Source organism: Paenisporosarcina sp. OV554, assembly GCF_003058165.1.
Lineage (GTDB): Bacteria > Bacillota > Bacilli > Bacillales_A > Planococcaceae > Paenisporosarcina.
Window position 1 is genome coordinate 1 of record NZ_QBUC01000019.1, and the last position, 21,843, is coordinate 21,843.

Sequence of the window (21,843 nt, forward strand, 5' to 3'; positions counted from 1 at the left end):
ATTGTTATCTTCAAGTATAACGGGGTCTATGAATAGAAAAAACCCCGGATAGGGTCACTTTTTTTAAAGTGTCCACTATTCGGGGTTCAGTTCATGTCACTCCTCTTGTCCCTTTTTAATTCTTATTATGCTAAGAGATTTTATCCATTCTTTTCGAGTGTCATACGATGCTCAATTTCTGCCATGCTATTTGGAGCGAAGTGTTTCACGCTCCCCAGGTTGTACAAAACTCCCCACAACCTAAATAATAGCTTCGCTGCAGAAATTTCAATCCATCATATTTAATAAATCCTAATAAAAACACTCTCTAAAAGTGAAATGAATAATATGGCCATTGGAAATCAAATAATTATACGTCTCGAGAGCACCTTCAATCAGTTTGTCTCCTAGATAAATCGTTTCATCGAGATCAAAAATATAGCCTGCAATAGGATTTCCTCCTTCTGCTTTACTTTCAATAGAGTCTATAGATATCTACCCTTTTTTACTGAATTCATGCGAATTTTCAAATGTATTCAACACAAGAAAAAAAGAAGCTCAATTGCAAGAGCTTCTTTCTTTCGATTCTATTTCTTCGATTCTTTATTTATCCAATTGATAAACACGGCCGTATTTATCTTCCAAATACTCCACTAAATAAGTTGCATTTAATCCTTCTCCTGTTGCTTCGGTAAGGATTTCTAATGGTTTTTTCATACTACCATGACGGTGAACGTTCTTCATTAACCAATTTTTAATCGGCTCTAAATCACCATTTGCACATAATTCGTCAAATCGTGGGAGATCTTTTAACATGGCTGCTTTCAATTGAGACGCGTACAAGAAACCAAGTGCATATGACGGGAAGTATCCAAACGCCCCCCCTGCCCAGTGAACGTCTTGTAATATTCCTTCAGCATCGTTTGATGGTCGAACACCTAAGTATTCTTCATATTTATCGTTCCAAATTTGAGGAAGATCTTCTACTTTCATATCTCCATTGAATAAACCTTTTTCAATTTCATAACGAATCATGATATGAAGTGGATACGTTAATTCATCTGCTTCAATTCGAATAAGTGAAGACTTTGACTCATTAATTGCCGCTAAGAAATCTTCTGCAGAAACTGCTCCGAATTGTTCAGGTGCATAACCTTGCAATGTTTCATAATTATGTTTCCAAAAATTCTCATTGCGACCTACGAAGTTTTCATAGAATAAAGACTGTGATTCATGAATACCCATCGATGTACCGCTTGATAGTGGTAGACCATCTAAATCAGCAGAAATATTTTGTTCATATAAAGCATGACCACATTCATGAATCGTGCCGAAAATAGCCGAACGAAAATCGTTTTCATCATATTTTGTGGTAATTCGAACATCTCCACGATTTAAACCTGTCGCAAACGGATGGACTGTCTCATCTAAACGACCTGCTTCAAAATCATAACCAAGTTGTTTTAAGATATCCAAGCTAAATTGTTGTTGTTTGTCCTTCGGAAAATGTTTAAATAAGAAATCTGTTTTCGGTTGGTGTGGCGATTCAGCAATTTTTTTCGCTAAAGGTACAATTTTCTTTCTCAATTCACCAAATACTTCATCCAGAATTTCTGTCGTCATTCCTGGTTCATATTCATCAAGAAGCGTGTTATAAGGATTGTTGTCTTTAACTCCCCAGTAAGATACAAATCTTTTGTTCGTTTCAATGATCTCTTTTAGATAAGGGTAAAATAATGAGAAATCCGATTTTTCTTTAGCTTCTTCCCAAACAGATTCTCCTTTTGAAGTCAAAATAACATAAGCTTTGTATTCTTCTGCAGGAATCTTTTTACTCATATCGTATTCTTTTTTTACTTTTTCAACTGTTTTCCGTGTAATTGAATCTAGTCCATCTAAGTTTTTGCCAAGTTCATCTAGCATTGCAGCTAACTCGTCTGAAGTTTGCATCCCAAATACTTCAGATGACAAAGTACCAATAACTTGTGAACGTTGATCGACACCTTTTTTCGGAGCTCCTGTACGTAAATCCCAATACATAAGTCCAATTGCTTCTGAATACGCTTCCATTTTTTTAACATAATCTAAAAATCTCTCTGTCGTTTCCATGAATTTTCCCCCAATACTTTTCAAACATCTCATTCATTTTAGCATAAAGACAGAAAAGTATAATAAATAAATGAATGAAAATAAAAAGACCATTCATTTGAATGGTCTTAAATTTATTAACTCCACGTCACTTCTACAGGAAGAACATGTGTAAATGAGTCACTTAATTGTTTTTCATCATCCGATAGCAGTAGATGAATTGATCCATGATCTGCTGATGTACGAATTAGTCGTCCAATCCCTTGTTGAAGTCGTAGTAACATAAACGGCAAATCAACTTCGTTAAACGGATCGTTTGAGAATTTACGCTTTGCATCAAACAATGGGTCATGAGGTGGGAATGGTAAATCATAAATAATCACACGTGTTAATGCTTCTGCAGGTAAATCGAGCCCTTCCCATAAATGGTAAGAACATAATGTAGAGATTTCTCCTGCTTGGAAATCACGAACAATAGATGATAATTCTCGTTCCCCTTCACATGCCATGCTTAGTCGTTCTTCAACAGTAAGGGAGTTTTCGAAACTTATCATGTCCTGTTTCGACTTGAACAACAATAAAGTTGGTTCATTTGATTGTGCTAAAAGTTCTCTCGCTTTTTGCGCTTTCGTCGCGCTTTCTATTGAATACCCATAAATCTTCATCACTTCAGCATAATCAAAGGGTGAAGCTACACTGAATGAATGGTATTTATCAATTCCGAGTGCATCTGAGATATAAGTAAAGTCTTTATTAATTGACAATGTTGCAGAAGAGAAAACAACTGGTAGTTTACTTGTAAATAGTTTTTCATTTAATATGTCCGTTACTAGGCGCGGCATAATAACCAGAGTCTCAAGACCATCTTTTTCTTCTACCCAATCCACTGCATCTCCGTTTTGCACAAATAATTGTAATGAAAATACATATTGTTCTAAATACTCTTCAACCATACGAAGATCATATTCATCTATTGTATAAAGTTCAGATTCGAAAACAAATTCTTCTAGAATTTGTTCTACTAATTTGACAAGTTCTTTACCTATTTGCAATACAAGGTCAGTTTTCGTAATATGAAGACGTTCAGCATCTCCATGTGCGTGAACTAATAACTCTTTAAAGAAGTCATCATGCGTGTCTTGTAATGTTTCTAGTAAGCGCAATGTTCTTTCACGAACACCATCTTGGGCAACCCGATCAATTAACGACACGAGCGTTTGGCTTTGTACTTCATACGTTAATGCACGTTGAGCAGCAAATTCTAATAGATGTCCTTCATCTAAGACAATCATCGAAACCTCAGGTAACAAAGGCATTTGCCCTTCACGCACACGCGATTCTTTTGTCCAAATATGCTCCATTAAAAAATCATGTGAACAGATAATTAAATCGCCTGCTTCACGATAATTTTGGCGATGAATGGTTTGACCACAACGATTCCGAATATCACAAACTGCACACTGTTGAATCGGATGATAATTCACTTTTTGCCAATCTTCATCACTCACGTCCGGGAACGCACTTCGCTCGCCGTAAGGGAATACAGCCTGCAAAGATTGATGTCCATACACAAAATCAGGAATTCCGTCTTCAATTTGTTCAATGAAGTCATCATCATTTGTTTTTTGTTCGTGCTCAAGTCTCTTTAAACACAAATATTGATCTCGTGATTTTGCTAGGCGAACATCAATATTCCAACCAAGCGTATCTTGTAGCTTTTGAATATCGCCTTCTTTTTTCACGAGCTGATCAATCAATGTTTCATCTGCACATGATATTAAAGCGGGCTTACCCGTATAACGTGCATAAGAAATAGCTGGTAGTAAATAAGCGATGGTTTTCCCAGTTCCTACCCCAGCTTCTGCAAAAAGTACGCTTTTTTCTTTTAACGATTTTTCAATTTGATAGGCCATGTATATTTGTTCATCGCGACATTCAAACCCTTTTTCAGGCAATTCATCATATAATACGTCACCCATCCAATCACCAAGTGATTCAAAAAATGAGCGGTCTTTAGAAAGTGCAAATGGTAAAGTTTGTTTCATAGTGTTCTCCCTTCAAACGTTAAGAAAACGGATAGGTTGACCTATCCGTTTCGAGTACTATTCACGAGGTAATTTTCTACCCCAATATTGATAATAATTAGTTTCAATAAATCCATTGAATAATTTACGTTTTTTTGTTGCTTTACGTCCATATAAAGATTCGAAGTCTGCCATTGAAGACAACATATACACCGACCATGTTGGATGACTATCCATTATGCGTCCCATGTCATCAATCATTTCTTCAATGACTTCTTTTTCCCCGATTCGTTCCCCATAAGGTGGATTTCCAATCATCACACCGTCTAGTGAAGTTGTTGTAAAATCTTTTAATTGACGCTGTTTAAACTGAATTAAATCAGCAAAGCCAGCTTCAATCGCATTATTTTTTGCAACTTCAATCATTCGAGGATCTAAATCAGAACCTGTGATATCTAAATTCTGGTCATAGTTTGCTGCTTCTTCAGCTTCTAAGCGAACTTCTTCCCAGATTTTTTTTGACATCCAAGGCCAGTCTTCACTTATAAAGCTTCGGTTATACCCAGGAGCTAAGTTTTGACCAATCATTGCAGCTTCTATAGGAATAGTTCCTGACCCACAGAATGGGTCTACAAATGGACGATTTGGATTCCACTTAGAAACATAGACTAGAGCAGCAGCGAGGGTCTCTTTTAATGGGGCTTCCCCTTGATCAACGCGGTAACCTCGTTTATGTAAACCAACACCACTTGTATCAATGCTTAATTTTACCACGTCTTTAAGTATACTCACTTCAATCTTAAATGTTGCACCCGATTCGTCTAAAAATCCAATTCTTTTATGTGCTAATTTTAATCGTTCAGCAATTGCTTTTTTAACGATCGCTTGGCAATCCGGCACACTAAATAATTTTGATTTAACAGATTTCCCTTGTACAGGGAACGCGGCATCCACAGATAAATACTTTTCCCATGGAATCGCTTTCGTTTGTTCGAATAATTGATCGAAAGTGGTGGCTCTAAAGTCTCCAGCAATAATTTTAACGCGGTCAGCAACGCGTAGCCACATATTGGCACGTGCTATTGCTCGCTCATCACCTTCAAAATAAATTTTACCGTTTTCTGTTTGAGTTTCATAACCTAATTTTTTTACTTCATCTGCCACAATAGATTCTAATCCCATTGCCGATGTTGCTACTAATCGATGAGTCGTCATCATCTCATCCTTCCTTTTAACAATCATTCATTAATTTGCTTATTTATTAGTAAAAGCTCTCCGAAGTTAGTGGAGAGCTTGTTTAGTCAAAGTATACCCATTAGAAAAGCCAATAAGCCATGTTTTGTTATCACGTACTCAAACGGCATAAGCCTCGTACAAGTGAGTAGTAATCATCTATCTACAGACAAAGTCTGTCTCTCAATTCGTTTAATTCCTGCATGAGAGTGCCCCTACCATAATTTGGGTTTCTCGCTCGTGGGGTTTACCTCGTTCCACCTGAAACGTTTCCGAGTCAGCTCCGTCACTGTGGCACTTTCAGAGAACCTAGACCATATCCGAAGACTTAGGTGTTGTTCCCGCCGTCAGCTGTAACACTGCCTTAGCTTATTTTTTCGCTAAGCACGAACACTACGGTCATCTCAGAACCGTGCGAGCATGGACTTTCCTCTACAACGTCAAGCGTTGCAGCGATTACCTGGATTATCTAATTGGTTTCTTCATTATACAAGGCTTTTGCCCTAAAATCAATCCGCCAGTAGATGTTGAATTATTCGTACAACTTACTTCCAAAAACATGTTTCTCAAGATTTGAAAGTCTTTTTAGTATGTCAAAGTTAGTCGTACCAGTTGATGGAGGCGCAGCTTGACGTCTTGGAGCATCTTCTAGCTCACCAATTAAACGTCTATTTTCAGATTGTAACGTGTCAATTTTCTGCATAAATGAGTTGTAATCTTGAATAACATCATCTAAAAATTGATCTACTTCATCTTGATTATATCCCCGCATACCGGTTTTGAATTCTTTTTCTAAAATGATTTCAGGAGTTAATTTCGTGTTCATTTACATCGTCCTTCCATTGTTATGCATGTGGTTTATTATACCATAAAGTGACTGCTGACGGTCGTTTCTCTATTCATTTTCTGTCGAAACGTGCGCTTGCCCGGGAAATAGTTTGTTTATTTACTAGACGTTTTAAGCGCTTATCAAATGCCCAATTCTTTCGTTCCTTTTGAAGAGGTTTCAGATGCTTTGTGTTTCGTATAAGTAAGACTGCCTTTTCAACATGGACTTGCGCTGCAAGATAATCTTTTTTAACATGCTCAGCTATTTTCGCGAGTTCTTCATAAGCTTGTATTTGAAAAACATCTGATAAATTTATCAATGATTGCTCAAACGCTTCATATGCAAGGATCATTTGTTTTCGCCGTTTGTATTCGAAACCTAAAAAGTAAAATGCTTGGGCAGCTTCTGTTTTACTGTATTCTTTAATAATCTGTTCAAATACGCTCTGGCCTTTATCAAAGTCTTTTAAATCTGAAAACCATTTTCCTATATTCGTAGAGGACACACTTGAATTGTTATATTGCTCTTGTAAAATCAACTTGGTGCTATGGATAAACAACGTAAGTAACGATAAGATATCCCATTCATTATGATGTAGCACTTTTAACAGAGTGGTAGGTACTCCACTTTTGACGGCATCCATATAGATAATGGGTGCTAAATGACCTGGAATATCTCCTACTCTTTTAAATCCAAGCTTTTCTACTTCGAGATGAACAAGCTTGAATTGATCTAATTCATTGCGCCAAACTCTTCTGGAGCCATGAAGTAAATCGATATGAATGGGGTCAGCTAGTATTGGTAAATGTTCTCGATTTAATGTCCATCTTGTTTGTAATTGAGGCCAATCAAAGCTTTTTCCGTTATACGTGATGACTGTTTGACCTGGTTTCCACAACCCACATTCATATAATAAAGCTGCTTCATGGCTCGGGTCTGCTAATACATGCTGTGTCATTTCAAAATGATCTTCATTCCAAGTTAGTTGTCCGATTAAAAAAATATACGTACCTGTTCCCTTTAACCCAGTCGTTTCCGTATCAAAAAAGACGATTTTTTTGCCATCTGTAGAAATGGGATGTTCACCTTTAAACGAATTCCACAAAGTAAAAGCCTCAAAGATTTCTTTCAATTTGAAATCCCCGTGAACATGCTCAGGAGCGTAGACGATTTTTTTCTCAAAAACCACCCCAAACTTATTTTCAACAATTGATAATCCTTCATCTTCCCAAGCTTTCGAATAGGATGGTTTTTGAGGAGTGACAAAAGGAGCCACCGATTGTTTGGTCGCTGGTTTTTTCTTAATCAACTTTTTCATTTGTAAGAGATTTTTTTCAAATGACATAAGACTCACCTTTTGTTTCTATTTGCAAATAAGCTAGAAGTTTTACGACTTCATCTTTCAAACCAATTGTAGACTCTTGTGGGCCAATACAAGCAGGGCACCCTTGGTCACATGGGCAACTAGTAACATGGCTTTGCACGTATTCAAGTAATTCTGGCCACACATCAAATACACGCTCACTTATGCCAATCCCACCTGGATAACTATCATACACAAAGAACGTTGGTAGTTCAGCATGAATGGATTTCACTTGTGGTACCACATGAATATCCCGACGATCACACTGGACAAACAATGGAATAAACGACGCAATCGATGTTGCTGTACCTGTCATCGCATCCGTTAACATGGCATCCGTCCAACCAGGGGGGCGTTCGAAGCTCAACCAACTAGAAGACGTATGTAGTTCTTCAGGTGGTAATCGAATCGGACCAGAACCAATATTGTCATGTGTATCGAATCGTATTTTCTTGAAAATTGTAGCCATAGCTAAAATAGAGACATCTCCGTAAAATACTGAACCGTTTTCAAATGTTTTCTTTCGATCTTCACTCATTACTTTTAATTCAACTGCTAAATTTGCGTCAGTAAAATAATCAACATCTACTTCTCTAACAAATGCTTTCTTTTCTTCCCAGTCCAATTTTTCGACTTGGAATTGAATCCCTTGGTGAAGATAAATGGCTTCTTCGTGGAGTAATGTCATCGCACTATAGCGATCCATTTCACCGATAACTTTGGTTTCAGCTGGTATAGTTTGATCAATTATAATGACATTTTCTTGAGATGCAGAGCGTAAACTGATTTCGTGTGCTGGAAAACGATCACTCATCCAGTGCCATTTGTCTGAAGTTCTCACTAATATGCCTTCAGCTTCTAAATAGGCTAGAAGTTCTTGAATCTCAAACTCTCCGTATTGTTCAGTCGTTTTAAAGGGCAATTCAAAAGAAGCGCATTTTAAGTGGTCCATTAAAATAATGAGATTATCCGGATAGATACGTGCTTCTTCTGGAGACTGTCCAAGTAAAAACGCAGGATTATTAACAACATACTGATCAAGTGCTGTAGACTGTGCTACATAAATAATTAATGCTTCGTCTTGTCTTCGCCCTGCTCTCCCTGCTTGCTGCCATGTACTGGCGATATTACCAGGATATCCGGTCATAATGCATGCTTGCAATTGTCCAATATCTACGCCTAATTCTAAAGCGTTTGTACTAACGACTGTTCGAATCGTTCCATCACGCAATCCTTTTTCAATAAGCCTTCGCTCAGATGGTAAATAGCCACCGCGATAGCCTCTAATCGACTCATCATGAATTTTCTTTTTAGTCAGCTCTTTTAAGTAAGTGACAAGCATCTCAACTCGTACTCTACTTTTCGCAAAAACAATTGTTTGAATACTTTCATTATATAGACGTTTAGATAAGTCTCTCACTTCTAAAATAGCACTTCGCCTGACACCAAATGTAGGGTGAACAATTGGCGGATTATAAAATATAAAGTTCTTTTTACCTGAAGGTGCGCCGTTTTGGTCAATAAGTTGGTGTGACTCATTTGTCAGCGATTCTGCTAATTCTTTTGGGTTTGCAATCGTTGCCGATGTGCATATAAATACGGGATTGCTTCCATAATAATGACAAATGCGTTTCAAGCGACGTAAAACATGTGCAACGTGACTTCCGAAAACACCTTTATATGTATGAAGCTCATCTACGACGATGTATTTTAAGTTTTCAAATAAGGAAACCCATTTCGTATGGTGAGGTAAAATACCTGAATGAAGCATGTCTGGATTCGTTAACACTATATGACCTGCTTTTCGGACTTTCGTGCGAATAGCTGGCGAAGTGTCTCCATCATATGTGTAGCTTAAAATATCTTGATTCATTTGCTCAATCAATAAATTTAAATCAGACTTTTGATCTTGTGCAAGTGCTTTCGTTGGAAATAAGTAAAGAGCACGTGATGAAGAATCTTCAACTATTGACTGTAAAACCGGCAGATGATAACATAGCGATTTGCCGGATGCTGTAGGTGTAATGGCTGTAAACGAATGCCCAGTTCTCGCCATATCATAAGCTTGTCGTTGATGACTATATAATTGATTTATCCCACGTTCTTTCAAAGCTTGTTGAATGGACATATGTAAATCGGCAGGGAAATCAGCCAAAGTAGCTGCTTTTTTATCAATTGTGTGCCAATGAACAATCCGTTCTCGCATGACAGGATCTTGTTTCCATTCTATTAAAATGTCACTGATTGTTTGTTTCTTTCTCAAGCTTTCCACCTTCTTGCTCTAGGGCATGTATATATGTTTGCAACGTATAACAAGTTGATTGTATAGACTGCGCAAATCTTTTTTTCCCAGTGTCTTTATAAAATGATTGAACGACATATTGATTGAATGCTTCAATCGCAGCGTCAATTTGTTGGATTCTCATATGTTTAGGACGGTTATCATCTAGCCATTTTCTCGACTGTTCTCTCCACTCCTTTAAAAAAGTGTGCCAATGGTCGGCATGAGGTTTAACTTGAGAAAAAAAATCTGGAGTTGAGTCCGTGTCACGCATTTCTTGGTGACGACTTAAACATTTGTTGCTTTCTTCTAAAACCAATTTTGTTTGCTCAATTAATGTCATGGTCTCAGCTCCTTTATAACAATTAATTGTAACAAAAAAAAGTGGTATTAACCACTTTTACGGGAACAGATATTCCATTCTATCGATTGTTCTGTCTCTTTTAGTGCTCTCCCCACCCGGTGGCCTTTATCAATAACAGTTTGTGTTTGAGTCGATCTTTCTTGTATAAAACGCGCTTCTAAAATATGTTCGAGTAAGGATAGTTGTTCAATCAAATCTTCAATTCTTTTCATCGTTCATCCCTCCAATAGTAGTGAAGTTCTGCACCGCAAGCTGAAATCCTTTGTCAACGACAAAACTAGAAGCATTCAGCTAAAACGTATCGTGATTCGACATAGTACTATGAAACCTTCACAGTACTTTCACGTCTAGTATGAGGACGGGTATGATACACTGATATTCGAGGTGACGAGCATGGTGATAAATTATCCGAATGGCAAAACATACACCCCTAGAAAAAATACTAGTGAAAATCGCTCAAAAAAGGATTACTCATTCAGTAATAGGGGAAAAACGTTAGAGGATGAGATTAATGAAACGAATGACTATTACATGCAGCAAGGTACGGCCGTCATCCACAAAAAACCGGTACCTATTCAAGTAGTCAAAGTAGAATATCCCTCTCGAAGTGCAGCAGTTATAAAAGAAGCCTATTATAGAACTGCATCGACAACTGATTTTAATGGGGTTTGGCAAGGGATTCATGTAGATTTTGAAGCGAAAGAAACTAAAAACAAAACTTCTTTCCCATTAAAAAACATTCATGCCCATCAAATTGGTCATATGAGATTAGTTGCACAACAAAAAGGATTGACCTTTTTAATCGTTCGGTTTTCATTGATTAATCGATATTTCGTCTTACCATTCGCTCCCCTGCTAGATGCTTGGGAAGAAATGGGCAAAGGCGGTCGTAAATCAATCCCGTTTGATATTTTTGAACAAAACGCCTATGAAATAGTTCCAGGAGCATATCCACCAATAGACTATCTAAAAGGTGTTATAAATATGATTTCAGAGGAATCTGGAAAGCAGTGAAAGTGAGGAGAAATTCGTGAGTGAAAAAGTGAATTCTCGTGGACAACGAAGAAAAGAACTTGAAAGACAAAGGAAATCCAAAAAGACTTCTAAAACAGGATGGCTAAAACGAATTTTGGTTGCCTGTATTATTATAGGTTTAGCAGGATTATTATTCGGTGGAGGATTGTTTGCATATTACGCAAGTTCTGCACCAGAGCTAGATGAAGAATCATTAAAAGATCCATTGCCATCTAAGATTTATGATGTTAATGACGAATTAATGATGACTTTAGGGCCTGAAAATCGCGAATACATTAATTATGAAGATATTCCAAAGGAAATGGAAAATGCGATTTTAGCAACTGAAGACGTTCGATTCTACAAGCATGGTGGTATGGATTTTTATCGTTTAGGTGGCGCAATTCTTGCGAACATTACAAGTGGATTTGGTTCACAAGGTGCCAGTACATTAACTCAACAAGTAATAAAAAATTCATTTCTTAAAAATGAAAAAACATTGAAGCGAAAAGCACAAGAAGCTTATTTGTCTTATCAATTAGAAAAGAAATATGAAAAAGAAGAAATTTTCGAAATGTATTTTAACAAAGTATTAATGTCTGGTACCACGTATGGTTTTGGTACAGCAGCAACATATTTCTATGGTAAAGACTTAAAAGATTTAGAGTTGCAAGAAATGGCTACGTTAGCTGGAATTCCACAAAGCCCTAACAATTATAATCCTTTCAAGCACCCAGAAGCTGCTGAGAAGAGAAGAAACATTGTACTTTCACTTATGGAACAGCACGGAAAAATCACGACAGCTGAAAAAGAAGCAGCACAAGCAATTCCAGTTACTGATGGATTGGTGGCTGAAAAAAACCGACAAGTTTCAAATTCGCTTAAATATCCAGCCTTCTACGATGTAATGAAAAATGAGCTTGAAGCAAAGGGTTATTCTATTGCAGATGGACTTGAAATCTACACAACTTTAGATCCTCAAGCCCAAACTTCTGTAGAAGAAACCTTACAAGGTGAAAACTTCCCAACCGAAAATATGCAAGCCGGTTTAACGGTATTAGATACAAAAACGGGTGCAATTGTTGCCATTGGTGGAGGAAGAGATTATGGTGCTGACCTTCCTACCAATTATGCGCAAGATCGCACTGATCGACATATTGGGTCAACAGTTAAACCAATCCTAGATTATGGGCCCGCTATTGAATATCTAAATTGGTCAACTGGTCATACGATCGTGGATGAAAAAATGAAATATACAGGCGAAGAACAAGAAATTAGAAACTTCGACAACCAATATTTAGGTGCAATGTCGATACGTGAAGCATTATATCGTTCACGAAATGTTCCAGCTGTGAAAACTTTTAAAGCCGTTGAACAAGACGATCGTACAGCATTTGCGAATAAATTAGGGATAGAAGGCAAATTCTTAGGAAATGAATCTGCTGCAATAGGTGCCACAACTGGAATAAACACAATCGATTTAGCAGCGTCTTATGCTGCTTTTGGTAACAATGGTATGCATTCTCAACCTTATACCATCCGAGAAATCGTATTCCGTGATGGTAAAACGAAAAAGACCTATAAACCAAAAACTACTCCTGCTATGAAAGATTCAACTGCATTTATGGTGACAGATATGTTGCGTGATGTTGTCAGTGAACGAAGTGGAGCTAGCGGTAAAGCTGCCATTATACCTGGATTAGATGTAGCAGGTAAAACAGGAACAACAAATTATAGTGCAGATGAATATGAAAAATGGAATTTACAAGAGGGCTCCGTTCCAGATATTTGGTTTGCCGGGTACACAACAAATTATTCGGTCGCAGTATGGACTGGTTATAAAGATAGGGATAAAGCGATAAATGCAAATAACCAAGAAGAAAGAACATTTGCTCAACACATCTTTAAAAATGTCATGACCAAAGTTTCTCAAGGCAAAGAAACACCTCTTTTCAACCGTCCAAATTCTGTAGTAGAAGCAACTGTTGAAGTTGGTACCTCCCCTCTTCGATTGGCTAGTGAATATACACCAAGCAGTTTGAAACAGACTGAATTATTTGTTCGTGGCACTGAACCTAAGAAAGTGTCAGAAGCATATGAAAAAACTGAAGTAGACGCTCCAACAAAACTCAAAGCTGAGTATAGTGAAGGCGATCAAACTGCCACTCTAACTTGGAAGCACAAAGCACCTAAACGTGGCGGAGAAGAACTGAAAGTTGCATATGAGGTATCATTCTCTATAGATGGCGGTAGTCCTACTGTCCTTCAAAAAACTGACCAAAAAGGGTTAATTGTAACTGGGATAACACCTGGTAGTACGTATACATTTACCGTAGTAGCCATTGCAGATGATATTGTCAGTTCTCCTGCAAGCACTACTCTTGAAATCGAAGGTATAGTTGTAGAAGAACCGGTTACTCCTCCTATAGATGAAGGAGAAGGCAATGGGAACGGCAACGGCAACGGCAACGGCAACGGCAACGGGAACGGCAACGGGAATGGCAACGGTGAAGGAACAACTCCACCAGTTGAGGAACCTATAGAACCCGAAGTACCTGTAGAACCTCCTGTTGAAGAGCCAACGCCTCCTGAAGAGGGTGGCGAAGCACCGGAACCACCAGCAGAAGGTACTGGTGAGTCACCAAGTCTACAATAATTGAAGGCTTGACCGATAAAGTAACCCGTGGCAAGAATAAAGACTAAACAAAAGAATCATTCACCTCCATAACGAAAAAAGAAGCAGATTCCTTTTAAGGGTCTGCTTCTTTTCTATTTATTTTGAATTCGAAGACGTGCGATTTTCTTTTTCGTTTCTTCAAATAACTCATTAAGTTGCCGATAAGCTGCATAATGACTCGGATGCATAACGATAAATTCATAGCGTTCTACTCCGTTTAGGGGAAGAACTTCATATTTGTTCAAGTCGATCTTATCAAAATCATCCGTTCCTGAAGCTTCTACAAGTAATTTATTATAAAGTGAAATGGCTTCAAGCATGTAAGAATGAACTTCTTTGTTCTTCAGTTCATAACCATGTTGAAGACGTTCTTTTACAGAAGACCATTGTTGTAAAATGATATTTAAATTCTCTTGTTGTGAGTCTCTATCAAATCGGATCAATTAAGACCAACCCTTTATTAACACGTTTCTTGCCTTCACGACACAACGGTAAAAGAGGACAAACTGGACATTGTGGATTTTGTGCTTTGCAGTGATACCGACCAAAGAAGATTAGTTGATGATGGGTTCGAGACCACTTGTCCCTTGGTGTCTTTTTCATAATTGTCTCTTCTACTTGTAAAACGGAATCTTTCCAACGGCAAAGTCCTAAGCGTTTTGACACACGTTCGACATGTGTATCAACTGCTAAAGCTGGGATATCAAATGCAACAGATACAACGACATTAGCCGTCTTCCTGCCTACTCCCGGAAGTATGGTTAGCAAATCACGGTTAGCGGGGATTTCTCCGTCAAATTGTTCGATAACCATTCGACTTAAAGCTTGAATATTTTTTGCTTTGTTACGAAATAATCCAATTGACCTTATGTCATTTTGGAGCTCTTCAATAGGAACATTCAAGTAATCTTGAGGCGTTTGATATTTCGCAAATAATCCTGGTGTCACTTTATTAACGAGGACATCAGTACATTGTGCAGAAAGTAATGTTGCAATCGTCAGCTCAAATGGATTGCTGTGCACAAGTTCACAATGAGCATCAGGAAACATCCTATCCATTTCTGATAAGCAATACTCCCATTGCCCTTTTGTTAACATAAACTCACTTCCCTACTCTCGCTCTTCTAACCAATTATAAAATGGCACTTTATTGGTTTTCTGAGGTGGTGTCGATGTTCGCTCTGGAACTGTTCTGAATTGACTTGCTTGTTTTTCAACATCTTTCATTGTTTTAACATTTTTCTTTTTCCATTCAAACAATATTCGGTCGATATAGCGCAAACTCATCTTCTGAGCTAGTACTGCTTCTTTCAATGCTGCACGAATAAGCTCTGGTGTTTGGTGGTCTTGATCTATCCACATACCAATGGTTTCACTTTCCATCGGAGAAAGCAGGCGTCCAAATTCTTGCTCAAATAACCGGAATATATCGCCTTCTTCTTCTTTTTGAGTCATTTCTTTTTCAGTCGTTTTTTCTGTCAACAAAAGATCTAATATACGATTCCATAATGAATGGAATGAGAAAGCCTCAAATAGAACATCTTTTTCATCATACCTTTGTTGGATTGATAAGTACCCTTTTTGAAATAATCTTTGCATATGTCGGCTAACTTGTTCGTGTGTAAAATGTGAACGCTCAACTAAGTCATCCGGCGTCGGAAAATGATTTCCTTTGTCAATAAACGCTAACATGTGGAGAATGAGTAAAGCTTCGTCATCTTGTATATCACACTTTTTATAATGTTGAAAAAAGAGCTGGGAAATGGTTACATTCCCCTGCTCTGTCCACATACGGAGCCGATCCGGATTTTGCTGATGCATACCTGAACTCTCCTTTGTATTTATATAATTGCTTGCTGCTTATGGATATAAGCGGTTTAAAAGACGTGGGAATGGAATAGCTTCACGAACGTGTTCTGCGCCACTAATCCATGCTACTGTGCGTTCTAGACCTAAACCAAATCCTGAATGCGGTACTGAACCTTGTTTACGAAGTTCTAAATACCAAGCGTATGCTTTATCATCCAGGCCATGTTCATCTAAACGTTGTTTCAATAAATCGTAATCATGGACACGTTCTGATCCACCGATAATTTCTCCGTATCCTTCTGGTGCGATTAAATCCGCACACAATACAACATCATCACGTTCTGGGTGTGGTTGCATATAGAACGGTTTAATACCGATTGGATAGTGTGTGATAAATACAGGTTTCTCATAATGCTCAGCGATCGCAGTTTCATGTGGAGAACCGAAGTCATCTCCCCACTTGATATCATCAAATCCTTTTTCATTTAAGAAAACAATGGCATCGTCATAAGAAATACGTGGGAACGGAGCTTGAATATGCTCAAGTTTAGTTACATCACGATCTAAACGCTCAAGCTCTAATTTACAGTTTTTTAATACCGATTGAACAACATAAGATACGAATTGCTCTTGAACTTCCAAGTTTTCTTCAAACTCAACAAAAGCCATCTCGGGCTCTATCATCCAAAATTCAATTAAGTGACGACGTGTTTTAGATTTTTCTGCACGGAAAGTTGGTCCAAATGAGAACACTTTTCCAAGTGCCATTGCAGCAGCTTCCATATAAAGCTGACCAGATTGAGAAAGATAAGCATCTTCATCAAAATATTTAGTCTGGAATAACTCTGATGTTCCTTCAGGAGCAGATCCTGTCAAAATTGGTGGGTCTACTTTGGCAAAACCATTATCATTGAAAAATTCATAAGTTGCACGAATTACTTCATTACGGATTTTCATAATGGCATGTTGTTTACGTGAACGTAGCCATAAATGACGGTTGTCCATTAAAAATTCTGTACCGTGTTCTTTAGGCGTAATCGGGAAATCCACAGCTTCGTGAATGACTTCGATTTCTTTAACTTGGAGTTCGAAACCGAACGAAGAACGCTCGTCTTTTGTTACTTCTCCAATGATATACATTGATGTTTCTTGAGTTAATGTCTTTGCTTTTGCAAACAATTCTTCAGGTACATCAGCTTTAACAACGACTCCTTGAACAAATCCTGTACCGTCGCGTAGTTGTAGAAAAGCAATTTTTCCGCTAGAACGTTTGTTAGCTAACCATGCGCCTAATTTAACTGTTTCACCTAAGTGTTTTGGCATGTCGTGAATCATAATTTTTTTCATAATTTCCTCCAGAGATTACAGCAAATCTTCTTGCCATTTTGATTTTACAAATGAGTCTATACGAGCTACTGCCGCTTCAAGTAAATCAAGCGATGTGGCATATGATAACCGTATTGTTGATGGTGCCCCAAATCCAGAACCCGGAATGACCGCAACATTTGCTTCTGTCAGTAATGCATTGACGAATGCATCTACAGTTTCAAATCCAGTCATGCGAGCTGCTTCTGATACATCCGGAAGTAAATAAAATGCGCCTTGAGGTTTTAATACTTTGAAACCAGGAATGGCAACCACTTTTGGATAAATAATTTCTAAACGTGACTCAAATGCAGCTCGCATCTCCTCCACCGTATCTTGAGGACCATTATATGCTTCAATGGCAGCATATTGAGAAGTGGTTACAGGATTAGATGTAGAGTGGCTTGCTAAGTCTGTCATTGCTTTAATTACTTCTTTGTTCCCAGCAGCATAACCGATACGCCAGCCAGTCATTGAATGAGATTTTGATACCCCGTTAATGACCAATGTACGTTCTTTTGCATCTTCAGAAGTTTGAGCAATTGATACATGTTTTGCATCACCATAAATCAATTTTTCATAAATTTCATCAGAAATAATCCATATATTAGCCTCTTTACAGATTTCTGCGATTTCTCTTAATTCTTCTTCTTTGTAGATCATACCAGAAGGATTACTTGGTGAATTTAAGATGATAGCACGTGTTTTATCTGTTATAGCAGCTTGAATCTGTTGTGGTGATACTTTATATTGTTGACCAGCTGTTCCTTCAATGTACACAGGAACACCACCAGCTAGTTTTACTTGTTCAGGATAACTCACCCAATATGGAATCGGAATAATAACTTCATCTTGTTCATTTAATAACACTTGGAACAAGGTATAGAGTACGTGTTTTGCACCAATTCCTATTAATATTTCAGATGGCTCATACGCTAATCCTTGATCACGTTGTAATTTGTCAATAATTGCTTTTTTTAAGGCAGGCAAGCCACCAGCAGGAGTGTATTTAGTATGACCCTCATTCATTGACTTAAGAGCTGCATCTAATATGTTTTGAGGTGTATTATAATCTGGTTCTCCTGCTCCTAGACCAATCACATCAATACCTTGTTGTTTTAACTCTTTCGCTTTTGCAGTAATGGCCAATGTTGTTGATGGTGATAATGTGTGAACACGATTAGCTAATTGTGGTTTCATAAACAGTCGTCCCCTTTTACATATTCAAAATACGTTTCCACCATTTTCCGTTTTCGAACAATAAGTATACGTAATTTAATTTATCATTCTTATTCAAGAAAGTGATTTCCCAAACTGCATTGTCCTGTTCCCAACCAAGTTTAGTATGTAAGATTTCTTTTACTTTAAATTCGGTTTGCACAGCTTCAATTGCTTGTTTTTTTGAAATTCCATCTTTAAGAAGCACTTCTTCAATGGCAAGATCTTTACCGGTAATTGGGATAAAGACCGCTTTCCCATTTCCTTTTACATCATTACCACTGACGGTAACGTATGTATTTGACCCACTGTAAACTTCTGAGTCTGTTACTACCTTTAATTTCTTTTCACTTAATACTAGTTGTTCTGCTTTATCTTGTTCTTTTGAAAAAGGTTGACCTGCTTTCCAAATAACAAACAAGCTAATAACGAGGCTTAGCGAAAGAATAAATACAGTTATAAATATAATCCATCTTTTCATATATGCACCTTACGTTTTATAAATGGTGAAAACGGCTTTCTCTTGATTGTCTTTCTCTAGTGCAAGTCCGAACATTAAATCTCTATGTTTTAGTGTACGATTCAAGGCGTCTACAATTTTATACAAGTCTGACTGATAGTCAACCGTAACCGTTGATATTATTTCAATTTTGCTTTCCATTCTAAACCCCTTCTCAATTTTACTCATACTTTCTCATTATACCAATGTTCCAGGTCTAAGACCATATCTTCTAAAGAGACTTTCTTCACCGGGATATCGGGTAATGCGCGAATAAATTCTTTGCCGTAGGACTTAGATTCGATTCGACGATCCAGCACAATAAAGACCCCTCTATCCGTAGATGATCGTATTAAGCGTCCAAACCCTTGACGGAATCGAAGAATAGCTTCAGGCAATGCAAACGAAGTAAACGAATTGATTCCTTGTTTCGTTAACCGCTCTGCCTGCGTTTTAAAGACAGGTTCTTCGGGAGAAGAAAAGGGTAATCGCACCATGACAACAGCAGATAGTGCGTCCCCTGGCACATCGACACCTTCCCAGAAACTATTGGTTCCAAATAACACGGATTTGCGGAATCTTTGGAATGATTTTAAGAGTTTCATTCGACTACCAGATGTCATGCCTTGCGCAAATAACATATAGTCTTCTAGCAATGATGTATCCTGTATTAAATCCACTGTTTTTCTTAACATATCTTGTGAAGTAAACAATACAAAACATCGGCCTTCTGTTACCAGCACGGTTTGAATGACTGCATCCGCAACTGCTTCAATAAAGTCAGATTGTGATACATGTTGAATATCCGGCATGTCATCAACTATGAATAAATTTGCACCTTGGTAAAAATCACTTGAAGCAGAATACGTTTTAATTTGAACTTTTTCAGGAAGCCCTAATTGATTAACAATAAATCGGCTGTTCCCTGGAACCGACAAAGTACCGGATGTCCAAATAATACCCGCTTTCCCCCGCCATTCATCAAATATTTCATTCACAGCACGAGTAGAATCAATAGGTTTTTTAAACACATGCAAACTACCAGGAACACTTCTTCCATCTAACTCAACCCAGATAGAATGCTCCGAAGTGGAAGAAAGGAAAATATCAACCCATTCACCTGTTTTTATTTTCATTTCATTTAGCCAATATTGCCACTCAGCTACGATTAATTTTTCCGAGTGACTAGATTCTAATTGACTTGTTGAAATCCGATTGAGTAAGCTTTCAGCTAGTGTGAGCCATCTCTGTAAATAATGATAAACCTCGTTTAGTACATCGTAATTTAACTCTAGTTCTTCGAGTAATATGGTTTGTTTCGAATGCGATTTTGCTTTCTTTTTACGACTGACGTTTTGCACAAGCGATTGGACTGCCTCGTCAAAATTGTCACTACATTGTGTATACATCCGATCGAGTTCTTCAAATGTATTACTTATTTCGACACCTTGACGTTCTAATACGCGTGCAAAAGAAGACGTTAATTGCTCTTGATCACGTGTGCCCAGTTGACCCAAAACATACTTCCACTGTGTAAAAGAAAAAATCCGTTCATCACGAGCATTCGCCGCTTGGACAAATTGATGAGCTTCATCGATAATGAATGACGTGATTTCATTGGTCAACAGTGGCTCTAATCGGTGTTTATCTGTGAACAACATCGCATGATTAGTAATTAGTAAATCTGCTTGTTGACTTTGAGCTAGTGCATACGAATGAAAATCATGAACGTTTATTTCAGATGATTTTATAGAGAATGCATTTTTTCTGACTTTGTCTAAGAAAAATTGACCACCACTTGAAACATTTAATTCACCGACATCACCAGTTTGTGTTCTCGTTAGCCACACCAGTATTTGACATATAGCAAATGTATCATCGTAAGATTCATCTTCCGCTCGGAGCAATTCTTCAAAACGATGTAAATCAAGATAGTGTCGTGCACCTTTTAAGATAGCTACATTTACTTTACTGTTGACGATTGCTTCTAATTTCGGCACTTCTACTTCAAACAACTGCTCCATTAAATGTGATGTATATGTACTAATTAAGACTTTCTTACCCTGTTGCTTTGCATGAAAATAACTCGGAATTAAATAACTCAGTGTCTTTCCTATACCTGTTGATGCTTCGATCGCTAATTCATTTTCCGCTTGAAAGGTTTGCCAAATGGCATCCATCATTTGAAATTGGCCTTCTCGTTCTTTAAAGTCTTCTAACCCTTCTGAAAACATCAATCGTTTTTGATTTTTGGTTTCAGGATAGTACGCAGATGACTCTACAGAATCCATTTGGTGTTGTTTTTTTCGTAGGGCAATACCCTTATAAATATCCAAATCATCTTGTTTTGACATAACTCGTTTCTTCTGAAGTGCTTCAAAAAATAATGAAGAAATATCGTATTTCAATTGGAAAGATCGTTTATGAATATGTTGTAATGTTTGAATCGGAAGTTTTTCAATTTCTTTCATACATTCAATAAATAATTCGGCCGTTGCATAAGCATCATCGTCTGCCCGATGTGCGTTTGTTAGCTGGATGCCGCGTTCCTGTGTAATATCTTGTAATTTATAACTAAAGGACGACGGAAATAGCAAGCGGGACAATTCAACCGTGTCCATTTTCTTACCTTTCCATAAAGGAAAGCCGATTCGCTTAAATTCAGCTTGAACAAAAGACAAATCAAAATTCGTATTATGAGCAACGAACACACAGTTTTCAAGCATGTCATAAATATCACCAGCAACTTCTTCAAATACGGGAGCATCTTTGACATCTTCATCAGAGATATTCGTTAAGTCCTGAATGAATAAAGGAATTTTCTTTCCAGGCTGTATGAAGGTTGAATAGGTTGATTGTATTTTCCAATCACGAACGAAGACAACTGCAAATTGGATCATTCGATCTCCTTTTGCAGGCGAATGACCAGTTGTTTCAATATCTACGATTGCATAAGTAAGACTTCGCATAAAATATCAGCTCACAATTTAGACTTCTAACAAAAAAATTGTATCACAAAACAGCTGTTTACGTGTAACTGAGAGGATACAAATACGTCAAACAAAAAAAGGGAGCTTCCGTGAAGTGAAATCATGGATTC

General features: G+C 37.6%; 18 protein-coding genes and 1 other RNA gene. 2 read left to right on the plus strand and 17 right to left on the minus strand.

From position 1 onward, the window contains the following. Nucleotides 1-582: 582 nt before the first annotated feature. From C8K15_RS14640 to C8K15_RS14680, 9 genes are all read right to left on the minus strand, one after another. Nucleotides 583-2,088 carry a carboxypeptidase M32 gene (locus tag C8K15_RS14640; RefSeq protein WP_108587129.1) on the minus strand — a complete coding sequence of 502 codons (1,506 nt, stop codon included), beginning with the start codon at nt 2,086-2,088 and terminating at the stop codon, nt 583-585. Between the two features lie 116 nt (nt 2,089-2,204). Then, nucleotides 2,205-4,112 carry an ATP-dependent DNA helicase gene (locus C8K15_RS14645; RefSeq protein WP_108587130.1) on the minus strand — a complete coding sequence of 636 codons (1,908 nt, stop codon included), beginning with the start codon at nt 4,110-4,112 and terminating at the stop codon, nt 2,205-2,207. A gap of 57 nt (nt 4,113-4,169) precedes the next feature. Then, nucleotides 4,170-5,306 (minus strand): THUMP domain-containing class I SAM-dependent RNA methyltransferase, encoded by a 1,137-nt coding sequence (locus C8K15_RS14650; protein WP_108587202.1) that lies wholly within the window; start codon nt 5,304-5,306, stop codon nt 4,170-4,172. A 108-nt stretch (nt 5,307-5,414) separates the two neighbouring features. Beyond that, nucleotides 5,415-5,792: RNase P RNA component class B (rnpB, locus tag C8K15_RS14655), an RNA gene on the minus strand. Nucleotides 5,793-5,856: 64 nt separating this feature from the next. After that, entirely contained in the window at nt 5,857-6,150 is a 294-nt protein-coding gene (gene gpsB, locus C8K15_RS14660; protein WP_108587131.1) for a cell division regulator GpsB, read from the minus strand. Nucleotides 6,151-6,223: 73 nt separating this feature from the next. Further along, nucleotides 6,224-7,471 carry a ribonuclease H-like domain-containing protein gene (locus C8K15_RS14665; RefSeq protein ID WP_233260512.1) on the minus strand — a complete coding sequence of 416 codons (1,248 nt, stop codon included), beginning with the start codon at nt 7,469-7,471 and terminating at the stop codon, nt 6,224-6,226. A 16-nt stretch (nt 7,472-7,487) separates the two neighbouring features. Next, nucleotides 7,488-9,722, minus strand: a complete 2,235-nt coding sequence (locus tag C8K15_RS14670; RefSeq protein ID WP_108587203.1) for a DEAD/DEAH box helicase — start codon at nt 9,720-9,722, stop codon at nt 7,488-7,490. 31 nt (nt 9,723-9,753) lie between these two features. Further along, nucleotides 9,754-10,140 (minus strand): DUF1798 family protein, encoded by a 387-nt coding sequence (locus C8K15_RS14675; protein ID WP_108587133.1) that lies wholly within the window; start codon nt 10,138-10,140, stop codon nt 9,754-9,756. A gap of 47 nt (nt 10,141-10,187) precedes the next feature. Next, complete coding sequence (locus C8K15_RS14680; protein WP_108587134.1) at nt 10,188-10,373, minus strand: hypothetical protein; 186 nt, start codon at nt 10,371-10,373, stop codon at nt 10,188-10,190. A 181-nt stretch (nt 10,374-10,554) separates the two neighbouring features. Here C8K15_RS14680 and recU point away from each other — a divergent pair, with 181 nt between their 5' ends. Both recU and C8K15_RS14690 read left to right on the plus strand, forming a co-directional pair. Next, complete coding sequence (gene recU, locus C8K15_RS14685; RefSeq protein ID WP_108587135.1) at nt 10,555-11,175, plus strand: Holliday junction resolvase RecU; 621 nt, start codon at nt 10,555-10,557, stop codon at nt 11,173-11,175. Between the two features lie 16 nt (nt 11,176-11,191). Then, a complete protein-coding gene (locus tag C8K15_RS14690; RefSeq protein WP_108587136.1) occupies nt 11,192-13,831 on the plus strand; it encodes a penicillin-binding protein 1A in 2,640 nt (879 codons plus the stop codon). A 113-nt stretch (nt 13,832-13,944) separates the two neighbouring features. On the opposite strand, the gene C8K15_RS14695 is transcribed toward C8K15_RS14690, so the two are convergent. Genes C8K15_RS14695 through dinG form a run of 8 tightly spaced genes read right to left on the minus strand, consistent with a single transcriptional unit; the run spans nt 13,945 to nt 21,712 of the window. After that, on the minus strand, nt 13,945-14,295 hold the full coding sequence (locus tag C8K15_RS14695) for a YpoC family protein (protein ID WP_108587137.1): 351 nt from the start codon (nt 14,293-14,295) through the stop codon (nt 13,945-13,947). Further along, on the minus strand, nt 14,282-14,950 hold the full coding sequence (gene nth / locus C8K15_RS14700) for an endonuclease III (RefSeq protein ID WP_108587138.1): 669 nt from the start codon (nt 14,948-14,950) through the stop codon (nt 14,282-14,284). Before nth ends, C8K15_RS14695 begins: the two co-directional genes overlap by 14 nt. Before the next feature lie 12 nt (nt 14,951-14,962). Next, a complete protein-coding gene (locus C8K15_RS14705) occupies nt 14,963-15,673 on the minus strand; it encodes a DnaD domain-containing protein (protein ID WP_108587139.1) in 711 nt (236 codons plus the stop codon). Nucleotides 15,674-15,712: 39 nt separating this feature from the next. Continuing rightward, on the minus strand, nt 15,713-17,008 hold the full coding sequence (gene asnS / locus C8K15_RS14710) for an asparagine--tRNA ligase (RefSeq protein WP_108587140.1): 1,296 nt from the start codon (nt 17,006-17,008) through the stop codon (nt 15,713-15,715). 15 nt (nt 17,009-17,023) lie between these two features. Continuing rightward, complete coding sequence (locus C8K15_RS14715; protein ID WP_108587141.1) at nt 17,024-18,226, minus strand: pyridoxal phosphate-dependent aminotransferase; 1,203 nt, start codon at nt 18,224-18,226, stop codon at nt 17,024-17,026. A gap of 16 nt (nt 18,227-18,242) precedes the next feature. Then, on the minus strand, nt 18,243-18,725 hold the full coding sequence (locus C8K15_RS14720) for a cell wall elongation regulator TseB-like domain-containing protein (RefSeq protein WP_108587142.1): 483 nt from the start codon (nt 18,723-18,725) through the stop codon (nt 18,243-18,245). Nucleotides 18,726-18,734: 9 nt separating this feature from the next. Further along, complete coding sequence (locus C8K15_RS14725; RefSeq protein ID WP_081503781.1) at nt 18,735-18,905, minus strand: YpmA family protein; 171 nt, start codon at nt 18,903-18,905, stop codon at nt 18,735-18,737. Between the two features lie 23 nt (nt 18,906-18,928). Beyond that, on the minus strand, nt 18,929-21,712 hold the full coding sequence (gene dinG / locus C8K15_RS14730; protein ID WP_108587143.1) for an ATP-dependent DNA helicase DinG: 2,784 nt from the start codon (nt 21,710-21,712) through the stop codon (nt 18,929-18,931). Nucleotides 21,713-21,843 lie beyond the last annotated feature (131 nt).

Excerpts from the sequence above, each read along its gene's own strand:
- C8K15_RS14640 (WP_108587129.1), bottom strand. The coding sequence starts at position 2,088 with ATGGAAACGACAGAGAGATTTTTAGATTATGTTAAAAAAATGGAAGCG.
- C8K15_RS14645 (WP_108587130.1), bottom strand. The coding sequence starts at position 4,112 with ATGAAACAAACTTTACCATTTGCACTTTCTAAAGACCGCTCATTTTTT.
- C8K15_RS14650 (WP_108587202.1), bottom strand. The coding sequence starts at position 5,306 with ATGACGACTCATCGATTAGTAGCAACATCGGCAATGGGATTAGAATCT.
- gpsB (WP_108587131.1), bottom strand. The coding sequence starts at position 6,150 with ATGAACACGAAATTAACTCCTGAAATCATTTTAGAAAAAGAATTCAAA.
- C8K15_RS14665 (WP_233260512.1), bottom strand. The coding sequence starts at position 7,471 with ATGAAAAAGTTGATTAAGAAAAAACCAGCGACCAAACAATCGGTGGCT.
- C8K15_RS14670 (WP_108587203.1), bottom strand. The coding sequence starts at position 9,722 with ATGCGAGAACGGATTGTTCATTGGCACACAATTGATAAAAAAGCAGCT.
- C8K15_RS14675 (WP_108587133.1), bottom strand. The coding sequence starts at position 10,140 with ATGACATTAATTGAGCAAACAAAATTGGTTTTAGAAGAAAGCAACAAA.
- C8K15_RS14680 (WP_108587134.1), bottom strand. The coding sequence starts at position 10,373 with ATGAAAAGAATTGAAGATTTGATTGAACAACTATCCTTACTCGAACAT.
- recU (WP_108587135.1), top strand. The coding sequence starts at position 10,555 with ATGGTGATAAATTATCCGAATGGCAAAACATACACCCCTAGAAAAAAT.
- nth (WP_108587138.1), bottom strand. The coding sequence starts at position 14,950 with ATGTTAACAAAAGGGCAATGGGAGTATTGCTTATCAGAAATGGATAGG.
- C8K15_RS14705 (WP_108587139.1), bottom strand. The coding sequence starts at position 15,673 with ATGCATCAGCAAAATCCGGATCGGCTCCGTATGTGGACAGAGCAGGGG.
- asnS (WP_108587140.1), bottom strand. The coding sequence starts at position 17,008 with ATGAAAAAAATTATGATTCACGACATGCCAAAACACTTAGGTGAAACA.
- C8K15_RS14715 (WP_108587141.1), bottom strand. The coding sequence starts at position 18,226 with ATGAAACCACAATTAGCTAATCGTGTTCACACATTATCACCATCAACA.
- C8K15_RS14720 (WP_108587142.1), bottom strand. The coding sequence starts at position 18,725 with ATGAAAAGATGGATTATATTTATAACTGTATTTATTCTTTCGCTAAGC.
- C8K15_RS14725 (WP_081503781.1), bottom strand. The coding sequence starts at position 18,905 with ATGGAAAGCAAAATTGAAATAATATCAACGGTTACGGTTGACTATCAG.
- dinG (WP_108587143.1), bottom strand. The coding sequence starts at position 21,712 with ATGCGAAGTCTTACTTATGCAATCGTAGATATTGAAACAACTGGTCAT.